Here is an 18,362-nt window from a genome sequence, read left to right on the forward strand (position 1 = left end):
CGCTTACGGCGATCATCCTGACCTCCGAGAGTATCTCCTGAAGGTTATGTACCCTTCTTGGGCTGTGTGAGGGATGTTCTGGGCTATCAGGTCGTCGTGATGGCCGCGCCCAAGGCTGGTCGGCCGACGCTGCTGACGTCGTGCCACATGAGACGCGACGGCCCCCCTCATCCGCCAGGTCGCGCCTTCGGTGGGCCGCCGCTCCCGGATCCCGGCTCCGGTATCCACTCCCGGGACACGGGGTCGCCTCGCCAAAGCTGGGAGGCAGCACTCCCCGGGTCACCGGGCGGCCGGCCACCACGTAGGGCAATTAGGCAGCTCGTTTGTCGGTCACACTCGACATAAACCCGTTTTGTGTTGCTCGTGGCCGCCAAAAAGCGTGTCCACCTTGTCAGAACTGACTGTGTCGGTTATAGCTGACGTTAAGTCGTTTTGCGTTAGTCGGAACCGACGGATTTATCATGGGCGTGATGGACAGGCGGCGCAGCCCGATCCCCTACGAGGCTGGTAAGGCGCTCCAGGAACTCGGCTCCAACCTCAAGACGGCTAGGCTCCGGAGAAACATGACCCTCGAAGAGGTAGCAGGTCGGATCGGCGTCCACCGCACGACCTTGGCGCAGGCCGAGCGCGGCGACCCGGCCGTCATGGCCGGCACCTACGTGGCAGCTCTCTGGGTCTACGGGTTGACGAAGGAGCTGGCCGACCTCGCGGCGCCGGAGCGCGACGCGGAGGGGCAGGCGCTCGAATCCGCCTCGTCCCGACACCGTGCACGTTCGTCCCTCGGTGGCATGAGCAATGACTTCTAGCTGCTACGTCTACGTCACCCTGCCCGGCCGGACGAATCCCGTCGTCGCCGGCCGACTGGATGTCGCGCCGACGCGGGACGGCGGCCAGGTCGGGCGCTTCGTCTACGGCAAATCCTATCTCGCCCGACCCGAAAGGGTGGCCATCGACCCGACCCGACTTGCAGTCTTGGACGGGAGCGTCAGACAAAACGCCGGCGCGAGCCCCATCTTTCCGTCTCTGCGCGACGCGGCACCCGACCGTTGGGGCCGGCTGGTGATCGAACGGGAGTACGGGGGCGAACTCGACGAGTTGGGGTATCTCTTGAACTCCCCGGACGATCGGGCCGGCGCGCTCGGCTTCGGCCTGAGCCCCGAGCCGCCCGCACCGCTCCGGAAGTTCAACAGGACGCTGCAGCTACCCGAGCTGCTCGACGCCGCCGACGTCCTGTTGGCTGGGGGCGCGGGCGACGACCGAGCCGTCACCCGCCAGGTCGAGAAGCTGCAACTCTTGGGGACGTCGATGGGCGGGGCGCGGCCGAAGACGGTCGTCGAGGATGACGAGGGCCTTTGGCTGGCGAAGTTCAGCCGACCGGACGACGCCTGGGACAACCCGCGCGTCGAACATGCCATGCTCGAATTGGCGGCGGAGGTCGGCCTGTCGCCGGCGCGATCCAAGGTGGTCCAGGTCGGCGGCCGGCCGGTGCTGTTCGTCAAGCGCTTCGACCGCGAACGTGTCGAGGGCGGCTATCTCCGCCATCGGATGATCAGTGCGGTGACCTTTCTGGATGCGAGCGAGACCTCGTCGGACCGGTCGCGCTGGTCCTACCCACTCCTCGCCGACGAACTTCGTCGCACCGATATCGACCAACTCGCGTCGCGCCGGGAGGTGTTCCGGCGGATGACCTTCAACGCCCTCATCTCGAACGTCGACGACCATCCTCGAAATCATGCGCTAATCGCGGACGCACGCGGTTGGCGCCTCGCGCCGGCCTACGATCTCGTGCCGACGCCGATGGTGGCCCAGGACGGGCGAACGCTGGCCATGCAGGTGGGCAGCCACGGCCGCGTGGGCACCCGCGACAACCTTCTGACGGAGTGCGCGCGCTTCGGACTCGATCGCGAGGAGGCTTCGCGCGTCGTCGACGACATGCGGACGGCCGTCTCGAACCGATGGTACGCGGCCTGTCGCGGGACGGGCGTGTCGCCCGACGATTGCGAGCGCATCAGGAGCGCGTTTGTCTATCCCGGCTTCCAGTGGGTCGATGGGCCCGACGACGAGTACGACGCGTCGTCGGGAGCGAGCCTCCCGAGCCCCTGAGCGGGACGGGGCATCGCGGGATGAGCCTCGCCGAGCGCCCCCGCGGATGCGGGGGGGCGGTGCGGACTCGGTCGAGCGCGGCAGCGGACCTGGACGAACGGCATGACCTGCATCGCCATCCGCGAAGGCCTCAACGGCAAGCCCGTCGCGTGGCGCGAACGGGTCGGGCACGGCTGCCTCTGCTGGCTTTGGCAACCTACACCTGGTTTCGCGAGCATCGGCGGCCGGTTATTTGCCCGTCCGACTGGGATGTCGGGGGATGGCGGGACGGCGTAGGCGGACCGCGCTTGGGCTTAGGGTCCCAAGCCCGTCGTGGCGCCGCTCAGGGTCGGGCGTCTCGCTGACAGGAGGATACGGCCGCGCTTCCCGGGCGAGACACCTGCCAAATTCCTGTCGACAGCGATGCCGGGCTCTCGTTCGTGGAACGTTCCTGTAATATGCTGAAGATGCTGCGTCCCGACCCGTCCTTGCCGTGCCCATGACGTTACGCATCCGTAAACGAGCCGCAATGGACCTGGAGGCGCAGGGGGCCGTTTCGCGCGTCGAGAAGGTCGGGCCGACCCATGCCAGAGGTTTGCACCATCTCGCGGGCGTTGGCGTGAACATCCGCCAGGGCGAGCCCTGCAACGCGATGAGGGTCGACTTCGAACTCAGTTGCGGCACGGCCGCCCTGCGCATCGCGGGACGGGATTACGCCATCTCCATGCGCGCCTGCCACGTGGCCCTGGAGCGCGAGAACTGCGAGGTGGCGACCCATTCCCGCTACGAGCACCGGCTCGGTAAGGGAAGCTTCGAGATCAGCGGGACGGAGACGCTCAGCAGCGGAAGGGAGCGGGACGCGGGCATCGGCATTGAGGCTTCGGTCGACGCGAATCCGGTCAAGCCGTCATTGATCGGACTGATTGCGGGTCGCTACAAGCGCTCCGACAAAAGGAACGAAGAAAAGAAGGATGTCGTCAGGCGCGAGCCCGTCGTCGACCTGATCGTCACGTCCGGCCAAGACCGCTGGCAGGTCGGGGATCCGGCCCGTGGCGACGCCCGCAGGGATGACGGCCGGCTCCAGGGCACATATTTCGGGGAGGAGCGCGGCAAGGACGGTGAGGTGCGCGAGCTTTGTGTTGTCGGAAGGGTGGATGCGTCGCAGCCGGTCGTGCTCACCGCCACTGTCTCGGCATCGTTCGGTCACGTCCTCGTGCGCGGTCCAGACGGACCCGTCGCGGAGGCGGACCGCACGAGCGCAGAGGCCACATTGCGCCAGCGGTCGTCGAAAGCGGCCAGGGAGCATGTGTCGGCGAAGGCGGACCTCAGGGCGCGGGTGGCAGGCCTCGTCATGGCGAAGGCGCTCGGCGAGGCGCAACGCGACGCTGGCTTTCCAGTCGCCGATGGCGAATTTCTGATCGCCGTCCAGTCCCTCGCCGTCCCGCCTGAGCGGGTGCGCCCCGAAGGGGACGACACATGACGACGCTCGACACCGTAGGCATCCCATCCGGAGCGTTCGACCGCGTCGCCGCGGTGTGGGACGCCACCGAGGTGACGCTTTGGGCGCTGGTGGCGGCCGGAGGGCTCGATCCTGCATCGGATTTCCGGCACCGCGACCTGCGGGGTTGGCCCCTGGGGGGCGAGGATGTCCGCGGGTTCGATTTCACCGGGTCGGATCTCAGGTCGACAGGTTTCGAGGCCGCGGTGGTCGATGCGACGACCATCCTGGATGGTGCGACGCTCGACCCAGCGGTTGGCCGTAAGCCCGCGCGGGCTGCGCCTGCTCCCGCGGCGCGGGGCCGCGCGCCCCGGGCGGTCCCGCCCGAGGGCGGCTACACAAAGGTTCGCGTCCCGGACCTTTCCGACGCAGAATTGGTCGACCGGACGTTCGTCATCGCAGATCCGCTCGCGTTGGAGAACCTTACGCAGGGGGCACCACCGGCAGACCAGTGGCTGACCTACGAGGGCCGGTACGAGGTAGGAGCAATGGTCGCGTGTGCCTTCGCGCATCGGCATAAGCGCGGCTACATTTTCCGGGACGAGGCGGACCGACGCTACCTGATCGGCCACGAGTGCGGCGCCAAGCATTTCGGCCTGGGGAACTGGCAGTCCTTCACCGCCGGCCGGGAGCGGCTTGAGGAGCGCGGATCCTATCTTCGGGTGATCCGCGATCTCGCAGACACGTTGCGCGCCCATCGCGATTGGATCGCGGGGCTGCCGAAGAACCCGGCGGTCCGGGCGTTCGACGCGTTGAGGGTCGACTTGCGGACGCTTTTCCCTGGGCTCGTTTCGGCGATTAAGTCAGTCATCTCCCGCCACGACGGCGTCCTGACCGTGACTGTCGAGGCACGCGATTACGCTGCCGAGGAAAGGCGCCGGGAGCGCGAGCAGGAAGCGCGCGCATGGTACACCGGCCTCGGCGAGCGTGAGCGTGCTCAGTTCCATGCGAAAGGCGGCCGCGCCCCGACGGTCGACAAAAGCCCGCTGAGGAAGCGCGAGGCCCGCGCGCTCGGCACTCTTAGGGGCAGCGTGCTTTTCTCGAATTCCCCGGCGCTCGGCCAAGCCATGAGGGAAGTGCTTCCGCTCGTGGACGCGTTCCTGGCCATGCCGCGGACGCCGACGACGCGACGAGACCTGCTCGGGGTGACGCGCAACGCACGGGAACTCGTGACGCGCGTTCTACGGGTGCGAGATTCCTTGCTCGATGCGGTTGAGTTCTTCGACCGGGATAACCTAGAGCGCGTCGCCCGATGGGCCGATGCGCTGCGTATCGACGGACTACACTATGTGGCCAACGCGGGCCGCGTGGATGCCGAGCTGATCGAGGGGGGGCAGCGCCGATCCCTCGTGTACCCCCCGGAACTACAGCCGATGGCCGACGAGCCCTTTGACCGCGTCGGAAGCGCTGTCAACACGGTGTCCAAGCGCGTGGAGGGTTCGCGCCGGTAGCGCTGGTCGCCACCGATCAGTCCTGCAGGTAGCGGGTCGCAGTATCCTCACCGACCTCCTTCCCGGTCAGCGTGGCGATCCTCACTCTGACAGCCGTTTCTGATCCTCGTGGTCTAGCGCCATCAAGTGGATTTAGCCGGGCAACTAAGGCGCCTTAGCTGAAGTTGGATCTTGCCCTCTTCATGCCGATAGCACTGCCCCAGGCTGGTGATAACGACATTGGACTCGGGACACGCTCACCCCCGAGTGTACCTGGTCCCAAGTGAATTAAAAGAACTGAGAGCGCCGCTGTGACACGGCGCTCGTCCACGTTTCAGTCGACTGCCACCATCACGTCAGACGCCTTGATCACGGCGTAGGCCTCGCCCCCGACCGCGAGCTTGAGGGTGTCGACCGCTTCATTGGTGATCGACGCCGTAACGACCTGTCCGGGGGAGACCTCAATCTTCACAACAGCAGTGGTCGCGCCTTTCTCAACGTGAACGATCTTGCCCTTGAAGGCGTTGCGCGCACTGATCTGCATGGACATTCCTTTATAAGCGTTGCGTCCTGGCTTTACAGCCGGGAGTTCTGGACGGAGCAGACCTACACGAGTGCGCCTTTTCTGTCTGCAAAATGCGAAGCGGTCGAGCCGGGTAGGCCGCGGACGAACCGCTGACCGCTAGTCTCCAAACCAGGAGGGTCAGTCAAGCAAGGCGACGCTTTTTACGGCAGCGTAAACGGATGTGCCCGGATGCAAGTCCATCTCGGCGAGTGATCGACGGGTCAGCCGAACGACGAGGCTCGCACCGCCGCATACAAGGCGCACCTCCATTGTCGGATCGCCGGCTACCTCTGCGCCCATTTCGGCCACGTGGCCTGCCAGCACATTGAGCGCACTCGTCCCTTTGGGCGGATACAGGCTGAGCGTCACGTCGCGGGCCGAGACCAGGATACGCAGGGATGCACCCACCGGGCGCTCGAGCAAAGGCACGTACAGCGGCCCGGCCTCCGTCACGACCTGTGTCAGCGCGAAGCCGGGATCGTGCGCCTCGACTCTTGCCGTGAGTATGGCACCGGCCTCGCGGGCGCTGCGCAGCGCCGCAACGTCGAGGCGCGCGCTCACCTCGTCGACCGGTCCCGCGGCGGCGACGTGGCCGTCCTCCATCACCACGATGCGATCGGCGAGCCGACCAACCTCGGACAACGCGTGTGACACGTAGAGAATCGGTATCCCGAGATCCCGCAGCCGCTCCAGGAACGGGAGGATCTCCGCCTTGCGTGCCACGTCGAGGGCGGCAAGCGGCTCATCCATCAGAAGCAGTCGGGGCCGCGCCAGCAGTGCACGACCAATCGCCACCCGCTGGCGCTCGCCACCGGAAAGGCCGGCCGCGTGCCGGGCGAGCAAGGGCACAATGCCAAGCAGGTCGACTACATCGTCGAAGCTGATCCCATCGGTCCCACGCGCCAGGCGGCGCCCGAACAGGAGGTTCGCACGCACGTCGAGATGCGGGAACAGCCGGCTCTCCTGGAAGACGTAGCCGATGCGGCGGCGATGCGGCGGCACGAAGCGGCGCGCCTCGGTGTCTACCAGCATCTCGCCGTCGAGGACGACCCGCCCGCGCTCCGGCCGCAGCAGGCCGCCGACGACGTTGATGAGCGTGGTCTTGCCCGAGCCCGAGCGCCCGAACAGGGCCGTGACGCCCCCCTCAGCCTCGAAGGCAGCCTCCAACCGAAACGCCCCCTGCCGATGCTCAACCGCGACCGAAAGGCCCCTCATGGGTGAATTGCGCTCATGGTCGGGCCGTCATGCCGCGAGCCGTCGGGCGACGCCGCGGGCGAGCAACTCGGACATCAGCAGAGCTGCCATGGAGACGATGATCGAGATCAAGGTCAACCGCATCGCTCCAGCTTCACCACCGGGGATCTGGGTCAGGGTGTAGATCGCCGACGGCAAGGTTTGGGTTTCGCCGGGGATGTTGGAGACGAAGGTGATGGTCGCGCCGAACTCGCCCATCGCCTTGGCGAAGGCGAGCACCATGCCAGCGATGACCCCAGGGAGAATCAGCGGCAGCGTGACGCGCACGAAGACCTGAAGCGGATTGGCGCCGAGCGTCGCCGCTGCTTGTTCCAGTCGCCGGTCGACCGCCTCGATGGAGAGGCGGAGCGCCCGCACCAACAGCGGAAAGCCCATCACGGCGCAAGCGAGCGCCGCCCCCGTCCAGCGAAACGAGAACACGATGCCGATTTCAGCGAGCCATGCGCCAAACAGGCCACGTCGGCCGAAACCGAGCAGCAGTAAATAGCCTGTCACAACGGGGGGCAGGACGAGCGGCAGGTGCACGACCATGTCGAGCATGGACTTGCCCCAGAACCTCCTCCTGGCGAGCAGGTAGGCGATCCCGATACCCGGCGGCAGGCTCGCCAGCGTGCCGGTGGCCGCGACGAGCAGGCTGAGACGCAGCGCAGCCCACTCGTCAGGCGTGAGCCAGTCCGTCACTGCGCGGCTGTGGCCGAGCGGTTCAGCACGGTGAAGCCCTGCTTCTCGAAGGCAGCCTTGGCGGTGGGGCCGCGCAGATAGGCCAGGAGGGCGGACGCGTCCGGGTTGCGCGAATCCTTGGTGATCGCGACCGGGTAGACGATCGCCGGGTGGCTTTCGGCGGGGAAGGTAGCGACGATCTTCACATTCGCATCGGCTGCCGCGTCGGTGGCGTAGACGATGCCGAGCGGCGCCTCGCCGCGCGAGACGAGAAGCAGGGCGGCGCGCACGCTCTCGGCCTGCGCGATCCGGTCCTTCACACCCGCCCAGCCACCGAGCTTCTCCAGCGCCGACTTGCCGTATTTGCCGGCGGGCACCGCCTCGACATTGCCCATGGCAAGCTTGCCGGTGCCCAGCGCCGCCGTGAGATCGAGGCCCGGCCCCATTTTCACTTCCGCCTTGGAGTCCTTTGGAGCGATCAGCACGATGCTGTTGGCCAGAAGGCTCACCCGCGTGTCGGGCTGGATGAGATCCTTCTTGGCGAGATAGTCCATCCAGTCGAGATCGGCCGAGAAGAACAGGTCGGCGGGGGCGCCCTGTTCGATCTGCTTGGCCAGCGTGTTCGAGGCCGCATACGAAACCTTCGGGGCCGGCTTGCCTTCCTTGGCGTAGCTTCCGGCGATGTCGTCGAGGGCGTTCTTCAGGCTCGCGGCGGCGAAGACGGTCGGCGCCTCCGCGGCCGTCGCGGGGAACGCTCCCGCAAGGGTGACGGCGACGAGGCCGGCCAGGAAACGCGTGCGGGTGAGTAGGGCCATACGGGAGAGATCCTGTGTCGAACGCGGGGGAAGGGATCAGGCGGCCTTGGGCAGGCTCGCCATGTCGATGACGAAGCGGTACTTCACGTCGCTCTTCAGCATGCGGCTGTAGGCGGTCTCGATCTGATCGATCGGGATCATCTCGATGTCGGCGGTGATGCCGTGCTTGCCGCAGAAATCGAGCATCTCCTGCGTCTCGGCGATGCCGCCGATGAGCGAGCCGGCGAAGTTGCGACGGCGCCAGATCACGCTGAAGACGTTCACGTCGAGAGGCTTTTCCGGCGCGCCGACCTGCACCAGCGTGCAGTCACGCTTGAGCAGGCCGAGATAGGCGTTGATGTCGTGCTGGGCCGCGACCGTATCGACGATCAGGTCGAAGCTCTCGGCGTGCCGGCCCATCTGCTCGGCGTCCTTCGAGATCACCACTTCGTCGGCCCCGAGCCGGCGCGCATCCGCCTCCTTGCCGGGGGAGGTCGTGAACAGCACCACATGCGCGCCTAGGGCGTGGGCGAGCTTCACGCCCATATGGCCGAGGCCGCCCAGCCCGACGATGCCGACCTTCTTGCCGGGGCCCGCACCCCAGCGGCGTAGGGGCGACCACGTGGTGACGCCCGCACACAGGAGTGGTGCGACGCCCGCCAGATCGAGCCCTTCCGGCACGTGCAGCACGAAGTGCCGGTCAACGACGATGTGGCTTGAATAGCCGCCGAATGTGTTGGCGCCGGTGCCTTGCTCCGGACCGTTATAGGTCCCGGTGAAGCCCGGCTCGCAATACTGCTCAAGACCTTCGCGGCAGGCGGTGCAGGTGCGGCAGGAATCGACCATGCAGCCCACCGCGGCGAGGTCGCCGGGCTTGAAGTCCCTGACCTCCGCACCGACGCGTGTGACGCGGCCGACGATCTCGTGGCCCGGCACGCACGGGTAGAGCGTGTTACGCCATTCGTTGCGGGCCTGATGCAGATCGGAGTGGCAGACGCCGCAATAGACGATCTCGATCTCGACGTCGTCGGCGCGCGGATCGCGACGCTCGAAGGCAAAGGGTTCCAGCCTCGTATCGGCGCTGGTGGCCGCATAGCCCGTGCAGGTGAACATGCGCGTGTCTTTCGCGATGACGGCGCCCGGGCGAGCCGGGCCGGCGTCCAACCCCCGGGTGCGCTATATACAGCGAGGCATAGCTTCGACCAGGGCCGATCGGCTATTCCCGGCAGACCGGATGCGCCGAGGAGCCCACGTGCAGACACCGACCACCGCCGCGAACGCGACCATCGACATGCCGGAGATCGCCGAGGCTCTCGTGCGGATGGGGCAGGGCCTGAACGCGGTCGGCAGCGAGCGCATTCCGCTCGATGACGCTGTCGGCCGCATCTGCGCCGAGGCGTTGACGGCGCGCCTCGACGCTCCTCCCTTCGCGGTCGCAGCGATGGACGGCTACGCCTTGCGCTGGGCCGAGGCCGGCGCCCTCATGGATTGCGCGGGCGTGGTGAGGGCTGGTGATCCGATCGGTCCGCCGCTCGCACCGGGGACCTGCCGGCGGATCTTCACCGGCGCGCCGATCCCGCCCCAGGCCGATACGGTCGTCGTCCAGGAGTTGACCGAGGCCGTTGGTGAGCGCGTGCGCATCCTGCCGGGCGCCGCGCCCAACCGGCACATCCGCGCTGCCGGCAGCAACTTTTGCCTGGGCGCGCCCGTCACCCGTCTCGGGAAGCGCCTGAGCGCCCGCGATATTGGCCTTGCCGCCGCCGCGGGCCATGCGGAGATCCGCGTTCATCGTTGGCCGCGCGTCGCCGTCCTCTCGACCGGGAACGAACTGTCGCGCGCCTTCGCGGAAGGGCCGGGGAATCAGATCCTCGACGCCAACCGTCCGGCCCTGAAGGCGCTGGTCCGGGCCTGGGGCGGGGTGCCGCTCGATCTCGGCATCGCGCCGGACGACAGCGCTACCCTTTCCGTCACCCTGTCACGGGTGCTCGCAACGGAGGGAATCGATCTCCTCGTCACCTCGGGCGGGGCATCGGTCGGAGACTTCGACCTGCTGAGCCCGGCCATGGCCGGCCTGGGCTTCGAGCCGGCCTTCCGAAAGGTCCGCATGCGGCCGGGGAAGGCGACCTTGTTCGGGCATCTCGGGCCGCTCCCGGTCCTGGGGCTGCCCGGAAATGCCGTGGCGGCTCTCGTCAGTGCGCTCCTCTTCCTCAAGCCGGCGATGGCGCGGCTGTCAGGGACGGAATGGGCGGCGCCGTCACCCGAGCGCGCCGTCCTGGCGACGGCGTTGCCGGCAACGGGGCCGCGCACGACCTTCCTGCGGGGGCAACTCGGCCGTGATGAGCAGGGGGCGCCGACGTTTTCCGTTATGGCGGAGCAGGACAACGCGATGCTGTCTGAGTTGGCCCTCGCCGACGCCCTCGCCGTGCGCCCGGCGGATGCGCCTCCAGCCGCGCCGGGCGATCCGGTCGCGATCCTCCGCTTCGATCTCAGCCCCGGCTTCTAAAGGGGAGAGGCATCCGCCGGGCTCGGCTCCCATGAGCCGGCCTCGTCTTCGTCCGCGCAGACGCTTAGAACGGTTCGAACCGCGCGAGGAGAATGATGGCCCGCTTGAGCATCCGTATCGATCTCGGACCGGATTGGCGGATCGGGCCGGGCAAGGTCCAGCTCCTCGAAGCGATCGCCGAGCATGGCTCGATCTCCGCAGCGGGCCGGGCGCTGGGCATGTCCTACCGCCGCGCCTGGCTCCTCGTCGAGGACATGAACAAGGGCTTCGGACGCCCGGTGATCGAGGCGCAGATCGGCGGCAAGGCGGGCGGCGGCGCCCGGCTCTCGGCCTTCGGCACCGATGTCGTCGCGCATTACCGGGCGATCGAGCGCGCCGCGGAGAAGGCGGCCGCTCCGTTCCTCGCCCGCCTGACCCAACCGGCCGATCCGGCCCCGTAGGATCATCAGCTCGGAATGGCTCTGGCCATCGCGCCCATTCTGCGCCACTATCGCTATATCTGATTGGATATAGCACTCGCACGGAGTCGCCCGTGGCGCACGGCTCTCACCCGGATGGACCCGCCTTGCTCGCCCTGAAATCGAGCATCGGACGCCCCGCGCCCCTGTCACCCGAGGCCGTCGTGGCGGCGGAGAGGCCGAGGGACCGGATCTGGGAACTGGCCGAGACGCTCCACTGCTCCATCGTCGGCACCTGCCTGAGCACGGCCGACGGCCGCTCGCTGCTCGCCAAGCTCGGCATCGCCGCGGCGCGTACGATGAGCGAACACCGGCTGCACGGTGAGGTCGTCCATCTCGCCCGGCGCAAGGACGGGGGCGGGAAGCTGCTGCAGAAGATGCTCGACCGCCGGCATGAGCGGGAGATCCGCCGCTTCGACAGGGCCCGCACCGTCGATGACGTGCGCGCCCTCTGGCGCGAGTCGCTGGAGCGCGGTGAAATCCCCGGTGCCTACTGGGCTGCGATGACCCATCCCGCCACCGACTGGACCCTGGTGCAGGATATCTTCGGCGAGGTGCACATGCTCTCGCACCTCGTTGGCCAGTCGAACCGCGCCGACATCCGGCGACTGCGCCAGCTTGAGGTCGATCTCGCGGAGCGGGAGGAGCGGATCGCGGCGCAGGAGGCCCGGATCCACGAACTCGCCGAGCAGCGGGATACGCTCAGCGCCCGCCAGCGCGAGTCGGAGGCGCTGCAGTTCGCCACGCGCGTCACGGTGACGAAGCCTGACGAAGCGGTACGCGAGACCATGCAGGGTCTGGAGATCAGGCTCGCTCGCGAAAGCGCCCATGCCGAGGCGTTGGAGGAGAAGGTCGCCGTGCTGATGCGCGCCTCGACCAAGCTCAGCCTCGATCTGGAAGCCGAGACGGCGCAGCGGCAAGCCGCCGAGGCGGAACTGGCCGCCGTCGAGCGCCTGCTCTGCGACGATCGAGAGACGGAACGTCCGGATTCGCGGCGCGACGACGGGCAGTTCACGGGGCGCACGCTGCTCTATGTCGGCGGGCGCCCCCGCCAGGTCGCCCGCCTGCGCCGGTTCGTCGAGCAGCGGGACGGCCACCTGCTCAGCCACGACGGCGGCATCGACGACAACATCGCGCTGCTGCCGGGCCTCGTAAGCCGGAGCGACCTCGTCCTCTTCCCGGTCGAGTGCGTCAGCCACGAGGCGACCGGCTTGGTCAAGCGCTACTGCGAGGCGGGGAGCAAGGCCTTCAAGCCTGTCCGCAGCGCCAGTCTGGCGAGCTTCGTCAACGCCGTGACGGCTCCTGACGCGCGGCCGACCCTCGCCTGACATCGGCATGCCGTTCGAGCCGGCGCGAGGAGGACGGCTTTCGCGCTCGTCCCTCCGCAGACCGAACAGGAACCCCGCTCCGCATGGTAGCAAGAGATCGCATGACACGTTCTCCGGCATGGAAGCGGCTGATCCCGCTCCTCATTCCCGTTCTGGCCGGCAGCATCGGCGGTGCCGCCAACACTCTCTCCGCGGCGCCGGAGAGTATCCCCCTCCCTGGCGATGCCGCCTATCCCGAGAGCATCACCTCGACGGCGGACGGCACGCTCTATGTCAGCAGCTTCGCCAGCGGCGGTGTGCTACGCGTGCGGCCCGGTGCCGAGGCCGAAATCTGGATCAAGCCGGGCGCTTTCGAGACCCGCTCGACCTTCGGCGTCCTCGCCGACGAAAAGAGCGGCATCCTCTGGGTCTGCTCGAACGATCTCTCAGCCCTCGGCGTCAAGGGACCGAGCGAGGTGAAGGGCGCAGCTCTCAAGGGTTTCGACCTGACGACCGGCGAGGGCAGGATCAGCGCCCCGTTTCCGGTCAGCCCGGCGATCTGCAACGACATCACGATCGGACCGGACGGGGCAGCCTACGTCACCAATACGCTGGGTCCGCAGATCCTGCGGCTCAAGCCGGGCAGCGGAACACTGGAGGTCTGGAAGAGCGATCCGCTCTTCGCGCCGGAGGGCAAAGAGGCCGGGCTCGACGGCATTGCTTTCGGCAAGGACGGGCACCTCTACGTCAACACCTACACAAAGGCCGAGCTATTCCGGATTGCTGTCACGGACGGCGTGGCCGGCGCGGTGACACCGCTGACGCCATCGCGCGTGGTCGTCCTCGCCGATGGGCTCCGGCCTCTGGAGGATGGCAGCTTCCTCATGGCGGAAGGCGGTGGCCGGCTCGACCGCATCACGGTGGAGGGGGATGCCGCTCGGATCGAGCCGTTGAAGGACAACATCGCCGGCGGCGTCACCGGTGTGACGAAGGTCGGGAACACGGCCTGGATCACGGTCGGTCAACTCGCCGCCCTGACGGATCCGGCGAAGAAGGGGGCGGGGCCCGATCTCCCCTTCCGCCTCCACGCGATCCCCTTGAAATCTCCCTGACCTTCGTTCGTCCAAGGAAGAGGCTGAATGCTCCGGCGGCTTCCGGCGGGACATCCGTCAGCGAGCGGGACCGGACCGATGCGCTTCCCTCCCGCGGAGATGTCGATAAGCCGGTGCTGACGGCGGCGTCAGCCTCTGTCTCGGCGGTCGGGCCCTCTCGGCGTCCGCCGATCCGGCGGCACGGCCACGCCGGAGAGCAACCGCTGTATCCAAAATACTATAGCGATGCCGGCCGGTCCGAGATTGCCTGATCTCCAGCTCGTTCCTGAGACAAGCGAGTGATCCTCCGGCGCACCCTTCCCATAGGGTGCGCCGCTTTCATGCCGTGATCGACTGGCGTAGGTGAGGATAGGGACGCGAGCGCCCGACAGCGGATAACAGGCTCGACGCGGAGAGCGAACGGCATGGCAACGCCGATCCTGGCCCTGACGGGGGCGTCGAATCCTACGATCCAGTCGCTCCTACTGACCAGCGCCCGGCGTTGGAATCATGCCGGGCGACGGATCGTCGGTGTTGTCGAAGTTCCTTCGTCTGACGGAATCGGACATCGGCTTGAGGATCTCGCGACCGGTGCGCAGTACGCGATCTACCAGGAATTGGGATCCGGCTCCGGAGCCTGCCGGCTTTGCGGTTCGGGGATTATCGAGGCTTGCGAGAGTTTATGCCGCCAAATCGCCGCTGGTTGCGATCTCGTGGTGATCAGCAAGTTCGGCAAGCTCGAAGCGGCCCGCAGCGGCCTGATCGCAGCCTTTTCAGCGGCGATCGTGGCGGAGAAACCTATCGTGACAGCGGTTGCGCCGAGTTTCGTGGAAGCATGGCAGTGTTTTGCCGGTCCGCTTTCCAGCTTCTCTGCTCCGGAAGAGGCCGCAATCGAAGCGTGGCAGTCAATGCGTGAGGCCAAAGATTACAAGATCTAGGAAAAATTTGTGACTTCTTGCCTTCGTTTACTCGTCAAGCCGCAAAGAGTCATCATTCGTATTTACAAAAAACAGCGGATCTGACCTCTTTCGATCGCGAAATATCCAGATCATTCGTGACGCGTTCAACGACATGGTAGACGAGGTGTATTTCAGGTTTTGTTAGATCAGGCGTCTGCAGAAGTCGCCCGGTCCAACTGGTAACCGTGCCGGGCGCGGATGAACTCGTCACGAAGCCAATCAACTCGCCTTCAGCAGAGCCAACAAGAATGCGACCCCGGCATGGTGCTACAAGCTCAGCTCGGCTTGGCGTGTAAGTTCCCGATATTGCTTCGCCATACTGTAACAAGTGGATCTCGGCACCACATTCATTGCGCCAGCGGCCCTCGAACATCGGCTTCCTCACCTCTGTCTGTACGCCTGTCCGTCACGCCTGGCGGCTGCGATCGAATATCGTTATACGTATCGATATATAGCGGATGATTCTTCCTGTCGCCCTTTCCCCGCTGCGCCCTGTGCACGGGTGGGCTGCAGATGCAGGATGTCCGATGAGGCACATACTCGCGGGAGCTGGATGCTGCCATGTCGTCTCAAGTCAGCCCAACCCCATACTCCTGATGAAGCCGGATTAAAGCAGGCTTGTTTTTATTAGATATATTCGCATCAGTTCGTTTCAAAAAATATTTCTGCCTTTCGATTTCTCATATACCCCGGCAGAATATAGGAACAGCATGGGGACTGCTATTACAACGAAGATCGCAATCAGCATGATCACCTCATCGCCCCGCTGACGGACGCAAGCTTTGAGCGCAGAGAAAAGCCCCACCGTCCCCGGCACCCCCGTGCTTCAGTGCGCCGGCGCTGGATGCCTGAGGACGTACCGCCTGAACAGCATTCCGGCGGCGACGATCGTCAGGGCACCGGTGAGGACTGGGACGACGAGAAAGCTCCAACTCGCCCCCGCCAGGATCACGACGATCGGATCGGCACCGGCCGGGGGATGGACTGTCTTCGTAAGAAGCATGGTGACGATGGCGAGGCCGACGCCGAGACCGAAGGCCAGGGCCGTCGAGCCGAGGAAGGAGAAGACCAGCAAGCCCATCACCGTCGAGACGACGTGGCCGCCGATCACGCTGCGCGGCTGCGCGAGGGGGCTTTGCGGTAAGCCGAACACCAGCACGCAGCTGGCCCCGAACGGTGCGATGAGCAGACCCGCTTCGAAACGGGCCGTCACCTCCGCCAGCAGAAAGATGACGCCGAAGCCGCCGAGGCCAGCCATGAGGATCGAGCGCGTTGCGGTGAGAGGCACGGCCCGCGCGAAGCGCTGCCTCAGGCTCTGATGCGAAGCCATGGATCTTCAAGCCTTGCCGGTGCGAAACGTCCGAAGGGATCGAATGGTGCGACCGGGCGTCGATTGGACGCCCGGCCGGGAAGAGCCTCAGGCCTTCTTGCCGGCGCTGTAGGAATGCGCGCCGACACCGGCGAGCTTGCCGCCTTCGACGATCAGGTACTCGTTCCGGATCGGCCGCTTCTCGAAGTAGCATTCGAGGATCTCGCGCGTGCCGGCCGCGTAGCGGGTCTGGGCGGAGAGCGAGGTACCGGAGATGTGCGGAGTCATGCCGTGATGCGGCATCGAGCGCCACGGATGGTCCTCGGGCGCCGGCTGCGGATACCAGACATCGCCGGCATAACCCGCGAGTTGTCCGCTTTCGAGGGCGCGGACGATGGCATCGCGATCGGCGAGCTTGCCGCGGGCCGTGTTAACGAGATAGGCGCCGCGCTTGAACAGCTTGAGCGTCTCGTCGTTGATCATGCCCTCGGTCTCCGGGTGGAGGGGGCAGTTGAGCGTGACGACGTCGCAGACGCCGTACATCTCTTCACGGCTGGCGTGCCACGTCAGACCGAACTCCCGCTCGACCGACTCGGGCAACCGGTGGCGGTCGGTATAGTGCAGATGCATGTCGAACGGCTTCAGCCGCTTCAGCACCGCGAGGCCGATGCGGCCGGCGGCGACCGTGCCGACATGCATGCCCTCGACATCGTAGGAGCGTGCGACGCAGTCAGCGATGTTCCAGCCGCCCTTCATCACCCACTGGTAGGACGGGATGTAGTTGCGCACGAGGCCAAGGATCATCATCACCACGTGCTCGGCGACGCTGATCGAGTTGCAAAAGGTCACCTCGGCGACGGTGATGTTGTGCTTGATCGCCGCGTCGAGGTCGGTGTGGTCGGAGCCGATGCCAGCGGTGACGATGATCTTGAGGTTCTTGGCTCTCTCGATCCGCTCGGCGGTCATGTAGGCCGGCCAGAACGGCTGGGAGATCACGATTTCGGCGTCGTGAAGATGCTGGTCGAGAATGGAATCGGAGCCCTCCTTCGAGGAGGTGACGATCAACTCGTGACCGAGGCCTTCGAGATATGGGCGCAGGCCCAATTCGCCCGAAACACTCCCGAGCAGGGTACCGGGCTGGAAGTCGATCGCCTTCGGCGTCGGCAGAGTCTGGCCGTCGGAATAGCGCTCGATCTTCGGTAGATCGTCGCGGGCGTATGAGGTCGGATACCCGTCGACGGGATCGTCGTAGAGAACGAGAACGATCTTGGCCATCGCTGACTCCCTTTGTCGGCTTGCAAAGGGGATCGCCTCAGTCGATCAAGACTGACCACGACGCAAGGCTTGCATCGCGTCGACTGGCGTTTCCCCGCTCGAGAATGGGCCAGACCTGTCATTTACTGCAGGTCGGCTCGAGCGAGATGAACTTCCGTTCTTATCGCTTCGGTATCAAACGAAAGTCCTTGATGGCCTGATCGACGCGGTCGATCAGGGCGAGGGCAGCGCTGCCATCCAGGCAGGAGTGTCTTCAAGTCGGAAGTTCAGCGTGGCACGCAGAAGTGCGGAGGCCATCGGCGGCAGCGGATCGCGGTCGGTGAAGACCAACCCAATAGTCTGCCGCGGTGTCGCTTCGGCGAAGTCGCGCATGGCCAGGGCATCGGTGCCGCCGAACAGGTGCCGGAATGTATGCGGCACGATGCTGACGAATCCGCCCTCGCGCAGGTGCGCGCAAACGCCTAGGAACGAGTTGCTGACGACGGTCGGGCGCAGGACCACACCGAACGCATCCGCCAAGCCGTCGAGGATCCGGCGGTTCTGCATCTCCTCGCTCAGCAGGCAGAGGCGTTGGCAGCTCGCCTGCACCCAACTCACCCGCGCCTCGGCCGCCAGCGGATGGTCGGCCCTCATCGCGAGGATGTAGCGCTCATGATAGAGCGGCACGCGCCGCACCCGTTCGAGCGGCTCGTTCTCGAGATAGGTCAGGCCGGCCTCGATCTCGAAGCCGTCGAGGCCCTTCTGGATCTCGCGGGACGAGAGCGAGCGAATCTCGATCGAGGCGTCGGGATGCGCCTCCCTGAACCGGGTCGAGAGGAAGCCGACCGCGCCCATCGCCGCCGGGACGACGCCCAACCGCAGCGTGCCCTTGAGGCCAGTGCGAAGCCCGGACAGATCCTCTCGCAGGCTGTCGTAATCGATGAGGATCTGGCGCGCCCATGCGAGGAGATGTTCGCCCTCGACGGTAAGGCCGACGAAGCGCTGATTGCGCACGACGAGGGCGACCTGAAGGTCCTCCTCCAGCTTGCGCAGAGCTGCTGAGAGGGTCGATTGCGTGACGTTACAGAGTTGAGCGGCCCGAGCGAAATGTCGCTCGCGCGCAAGGGTCACAAAGTAGGAGAGGTGGCGGACCAACATGGCAACGCACGATGCCTGAGGGACACGATATGTCCAATCG

General features: G+C 66.3%; 18 protein-coding genes. 9 read left to right on the top strand and 9 right to left on the bottom strand.

All coding sequences use genetic code 11. The features are described 5' to 3' along the window. The first annotated feature begins 461 nt into the window (after window positions 1-461). From HNR51_RS16165 to HNR51_RS16180, 4 genes are all read left to right on the top strand, one after another. Window positions 462-806, top strand: a complete 345-nt coding sequence (locus tag HNR51_RS16165) for a helix-turn-helix domain-containing protein (protein WP_012455575.1) — start codon at window positions 462-464, stop codon at window positions 804-806. Next, window positions 796-2,103, top strand: a complete 1,308-nt coding sequence (locus tag HNR51_RS16170; RefSeq protein ID WP_012455574.1) for a type II toxin-antitoxin system HipA family toxin — start codon at window positions 796-798, stop codon at window positions 2,101-2,103. The genes HNR51_RS16165 and HNR51_RS16170 overlap by 11 nt, the downstream gene beginning before the upstream one ends. A 508-nt stretch (window positions 2,104-2,611) precedes the next feature. Then, the gene (locus HNR51_RS16175; protein WP_012455573.1) at window positions 2,612-3,562 is read left to right on the top strand and encodes a hypothetical protein; all 951 of its coding nucleotides are present in this window, start codon (window positions 2,612-2,614) and stop codon (window positions 3,560-3,562) included. Next, complete coding sequence (locus tag HNR51_RS16180) at window positions 3,559-5,031, top strand: hypothetical protein (RefSeq protein WP_182555613.1); 1,473 nt, start codon at window positions 3,559-3,561, stop codon at window positions 5,029-5,031. Before HNR51_RS16175 ends, HNR51_RS16180 begins: the two co-directional genes overlap by 4 nt. A 313-nt stretch (window positions 5,032-5,344) precedes the next feature. On the opposite strand, the gene HNR51_RS16185 is transcribed toward HNR51_RS16180, so the two are convergent. The 5 genes from HNR51_RS16185 to HNR51_RS16205 form a co-directional block, all read right to left on the bottom strand. Next, window positions 5,345-5,554 (bottom strand): TOBE domain-containing protein, encoded by a 210-nt coding sequence (locus HNR51_RS16185; RefSeq protein ID WP_012455570.1) that lies wholly within the window; start codon window positions 5,552-5,554, stop codon window positions 5,345-5,347. Window positions 5,555-5,713: 159 nt separating this feature from the next. Further along, a complete protein-coding gene (modC, locus tag HNR51_RS16190) occupies window positions 5,714-6,790 on the bottom strand; it encodes a molybdenum ABC transporter ATP-binding protein (protein ID WP_012455569.1) in 1,077 nt (358 codons plus the stop codon). A 27-nt stretch (window positions 6,791-6,817) separates the two neighbouring features. Then, window positions 6,818-7,510: a molybdate ABC transporter permease subunit gene (gene modB / locus HNR51_RS16195; protein ID WP_012455568.1), complete on the bottom strand. Its 693-nt coding sequence runs from the start codon at window positions 7,508-7,510 to the stop codon at window positions 6,818-6,820. Continuing rightward, the gene (gene modA, locus HNR51_RS16200; protein WP_012455567.1) at window positions 7,507-8,304 is read right to left on the bottom strand and encodes a molybdate ABC transporter substrate-binding protein; all 798 of its coding nucleotides are present in this window, start codon (window positions 8,302-8,304) and stop codon (window positions 7,507-7,509) included. The genes modB and modA overlap by 4 nt, the downstream gene beginning before the upstream one ends. A 36-nt stretch (window positions 8,305-8,340) precedes the next feature. After that, the gene (locus HNR51_RS16205; protein WP_182555614.1) at window positions 8,341-9,396 is read right to left on the bottom strand and encodes an NAD(P)-dependent alcohol dehydrogenase; all 1,056 of its coding nucleotides are present in this window, start codon (window positions 9,394-9,396) and stop codon (window positions 8,341-8,343) included. A 139-nt stretch (window positions 9,397-9,535) separates the two neighbouring features. On the opposite strand from HNR51_RS16205, the gene HNR51_RS16210 reads away from it, so the two are divergent. The 5 genes from HNR51_RS16210 to HNR51_RS16230 all read left to right on the top strand — a co-directional run bounded on the left by HNR51_RS16210 (window position 9,536) and on the right by HNR51_RS16230 (window position 14,580). Beyond that, window positions 9,536-10,786 (top strand): molybdopterin molybdotransferase MoeA, encoded by a 1,251-nt coding sequence (locus tag HNR51_RS16210; protein WP_012455566.1) that lies wholly within the window; start codon window positions 9,536-9,538, stop codon window positions 10,784-10,786. 95 nt (window positions 10,787-10,881) lie between these two features. Further along, on the top strand, window positions 10,882-11,226 hold the full coding sequence (locus HNR51_RS16215; protein WP_012455565.1) for a winged helix-turn-helix domain-containing protein: 345 nt from the start codon (window positions 10,882-10,884) through the stop codon (window positions 11,224-11,226). A 92-nt stretch (window positions 11,227-11,318) separates the two neighbouring features. Further along, window positions 11,319-12,572 (top strand): DUF2325 domain-containing protein, encoded by a 1,254-nt coding sequence (locus HNR51_RS16220; RefSeq protein WP_012455564.1) that lies wholly within the window; start codon window positions 11,319-11,321, stop codon window positions 12,570-12,572. 101 nt (window positions 12,573-12,673) lie between these two features. Continuing rightward, window positions 12,674-13,663 carry an SMP-30/gluconolactonase/LRE family protein gene (locus HNR51_RS16225; RefSeq protein WP_182555615.1) on the top strand — a complete coding sequence of 330 codons (990 nt, stop codon included), beginning with the start codon at window positions 12,674-12,676 and terminating at the stop codon, window positions 13,661-13,663. A 404-nt stretch (window positions 13,664-14,067) separates the two neighbouring features. After that, the gene (locus tag HNR51_RS16230; protein WP_182555616.1) at window positions 14,068-14,580 is read left to right on the top strand and encodes a DUF2478 domain-containing protein; all 513 of its coding nucleotides are present in this window, start codon (window positions 14,068-14,070) and stop codon (window positions 14,578-14,580) included. Window positions 14,581-14,632: 52 nt separating this feature from the next. Here the strand turns inward: HNR51_RS16230 and HNR51_RS16235 are convergent, their stop codons facing one another. The 4 genes from HNR51_RS16235 to HNR51_RS16250 form a co-directional block, all read right to left on the bottom strand. Continuing rightward, entirely contained in the window at window positions 14,633-14,974 is a 342-nt protein-coding gene (locus tag HNR51_RS16235; protein ID WP_210280075.1) for an avidin/streptavidin family protein, read from the bottom strand. A 453-nt stretch (window positions 14,975-15,427) separates the two neighbouring features. Then, window positions 15,428-15,931, bottom strand: coding sequence for an HPP family protein (locus HNR51_RS16240; RefSeq protein ID WP_182555618.1), 504 nt, complete (start codon window positions 15,929-15,931; stop codon window positions 15,428-15,430). 87 nt (window positions 15,932-16,018) lie between these two features. After that, window positions 16,019-17,185, bottom strand: a complete 1,167-nt coding sequence (locus tag HNR51_RS16245) for an NAD-dependent formate dehydrogenase (protein ID WP_182555619.1) — start codon at window positions 17,183-17,185, stop codon at window positions 16,019-16,021. Window positions 17,186-17,398: 213 nt separating this feature from the next. Beyond that, the gene (locus HNR51_RS16250; protein WP_012455560.1) at window positions 17,399-18,322 is read right to left on the bottom strand and encodes a LysR family transcriptional regulator; all 924 of its coding nucleotides are present in this window, start codon (window positions 18,320-18,322) and stop codon (window positions 17,399-17,401) included. Between the last annotated feature and the right edge of the window lie 40 nt (window positions 18,323-18,362).

The sequence above is a fragment of the Methylorubrum thiocyanatum genome, from assembly GCA_014138645.1.
GTDB lineage: Bacteria > Pseudomonadota > Alphaproteobacteria > Rhizobiales > Beijerinckiaceae > Methylobacterium > Methylobacterium thiocyanatum.

Coding starts and splice junctions, on each gene's coding strand:
- HNR51_RS16185 (WP_012455570.1), bottom strand. CDS start 5,554: ATGCAGATCAGTGCGCGCAACGCCTTCAAGGGCAAGATCGTTCACGTT.
- modA (WP_012455567.1), bottom strand. CDS start 8,304: ATGGCCCTACTCACCCGCACGCGTTTCCTGGCCGGCCTCGTCGCCGTC.
- HNR51_RS16245 (WP_182555619.1), bottom strand. CDS start 17,185: ATGGCCAAGATCGTTCTCGTTCTCTACGACGATCCCGTCGACGGGTAT.
- HNR51_RS16230 (WP_182555616.1), top strand. CDS start 14,068: ATGGCAACGCCGATCCTGGCCCTGACGGGGGCGTCGAATCCTACGATC.
- HNR51_RS16175 (WP_012455573.1), top strand. CDS start 2,612: ATGGACCTGGAGGCGCAGGGGGCCGTTTCGCGCGTCGAGAAGGTCGGG.
- HNR51_RS16225 (WP_182555615.1), top strand. CDS start 12,674: ATGACACGTTCTCCGGCATGGAAGCGGCTGATCCCGCTCCTCATTCCC.
- HNR51_RS16215 (WP_012455565.1), top strand. CDS start 10,882: ATGGCCCGCTTGAGCATCCGTATCGATCTCGGACCGGATTGGCGGATC.
- HNR51_RS16205 (WP_182555614.1), bottom strand. CDS start 9,396: ATGTTCACCTGCACGGGCTATGCGGCCACCAGCGCCGATACGAGGCTG.
- HNR51_RS16240 (WP_182555618.1), bottom strand. CDS start 15,931: ATGGCTTCGCATCAGAGCCTGAGGCAGCGCTTCGCGCGGGCCGTGCCT.
- modC (WP_012455569.1), bottom strand. CDS start 6,790: ATGAGGGGCCTTTCGGTCGCGGTTGAGCATCGGCAGGGGGCGTTTCGG.
- HNR51_RS16180 (WP_182555613.1), top strand. CDS start 3,559: ATGACGACGCTCGACACCGTAGGCATCCCATCCGGAGCGTTCGACCGC.
- HNR51_RS16250 (WP_012455560.1), bottom strand. CDS start 18,322: ATGTTGGTCCGCCACCTCTCCTACTTTGTGACCCTTGCGCGCGAGCGA.
- HNR51_RS16235 (WP_210280075.1), bottom strand. CDS start 14,974: ATGTTCGAGGGCCGCTGGCGCAATGAATGTGGTGCCGAGATCCACTTG.
- HNR51_RS16165 (WP_012455575.1), top strand. CDS start 462: ATGGGCGTGATGGACAGGCGGCGCAGCCCGATCCCCTACGAGGCTGGT.
- HNR51_RS16170 (WP_012455574.1), top strand. CDS start 796: ATGACTTCTAGCTGCTACGTCTACGTCACCCTGCCCGGCCGGACGAAT.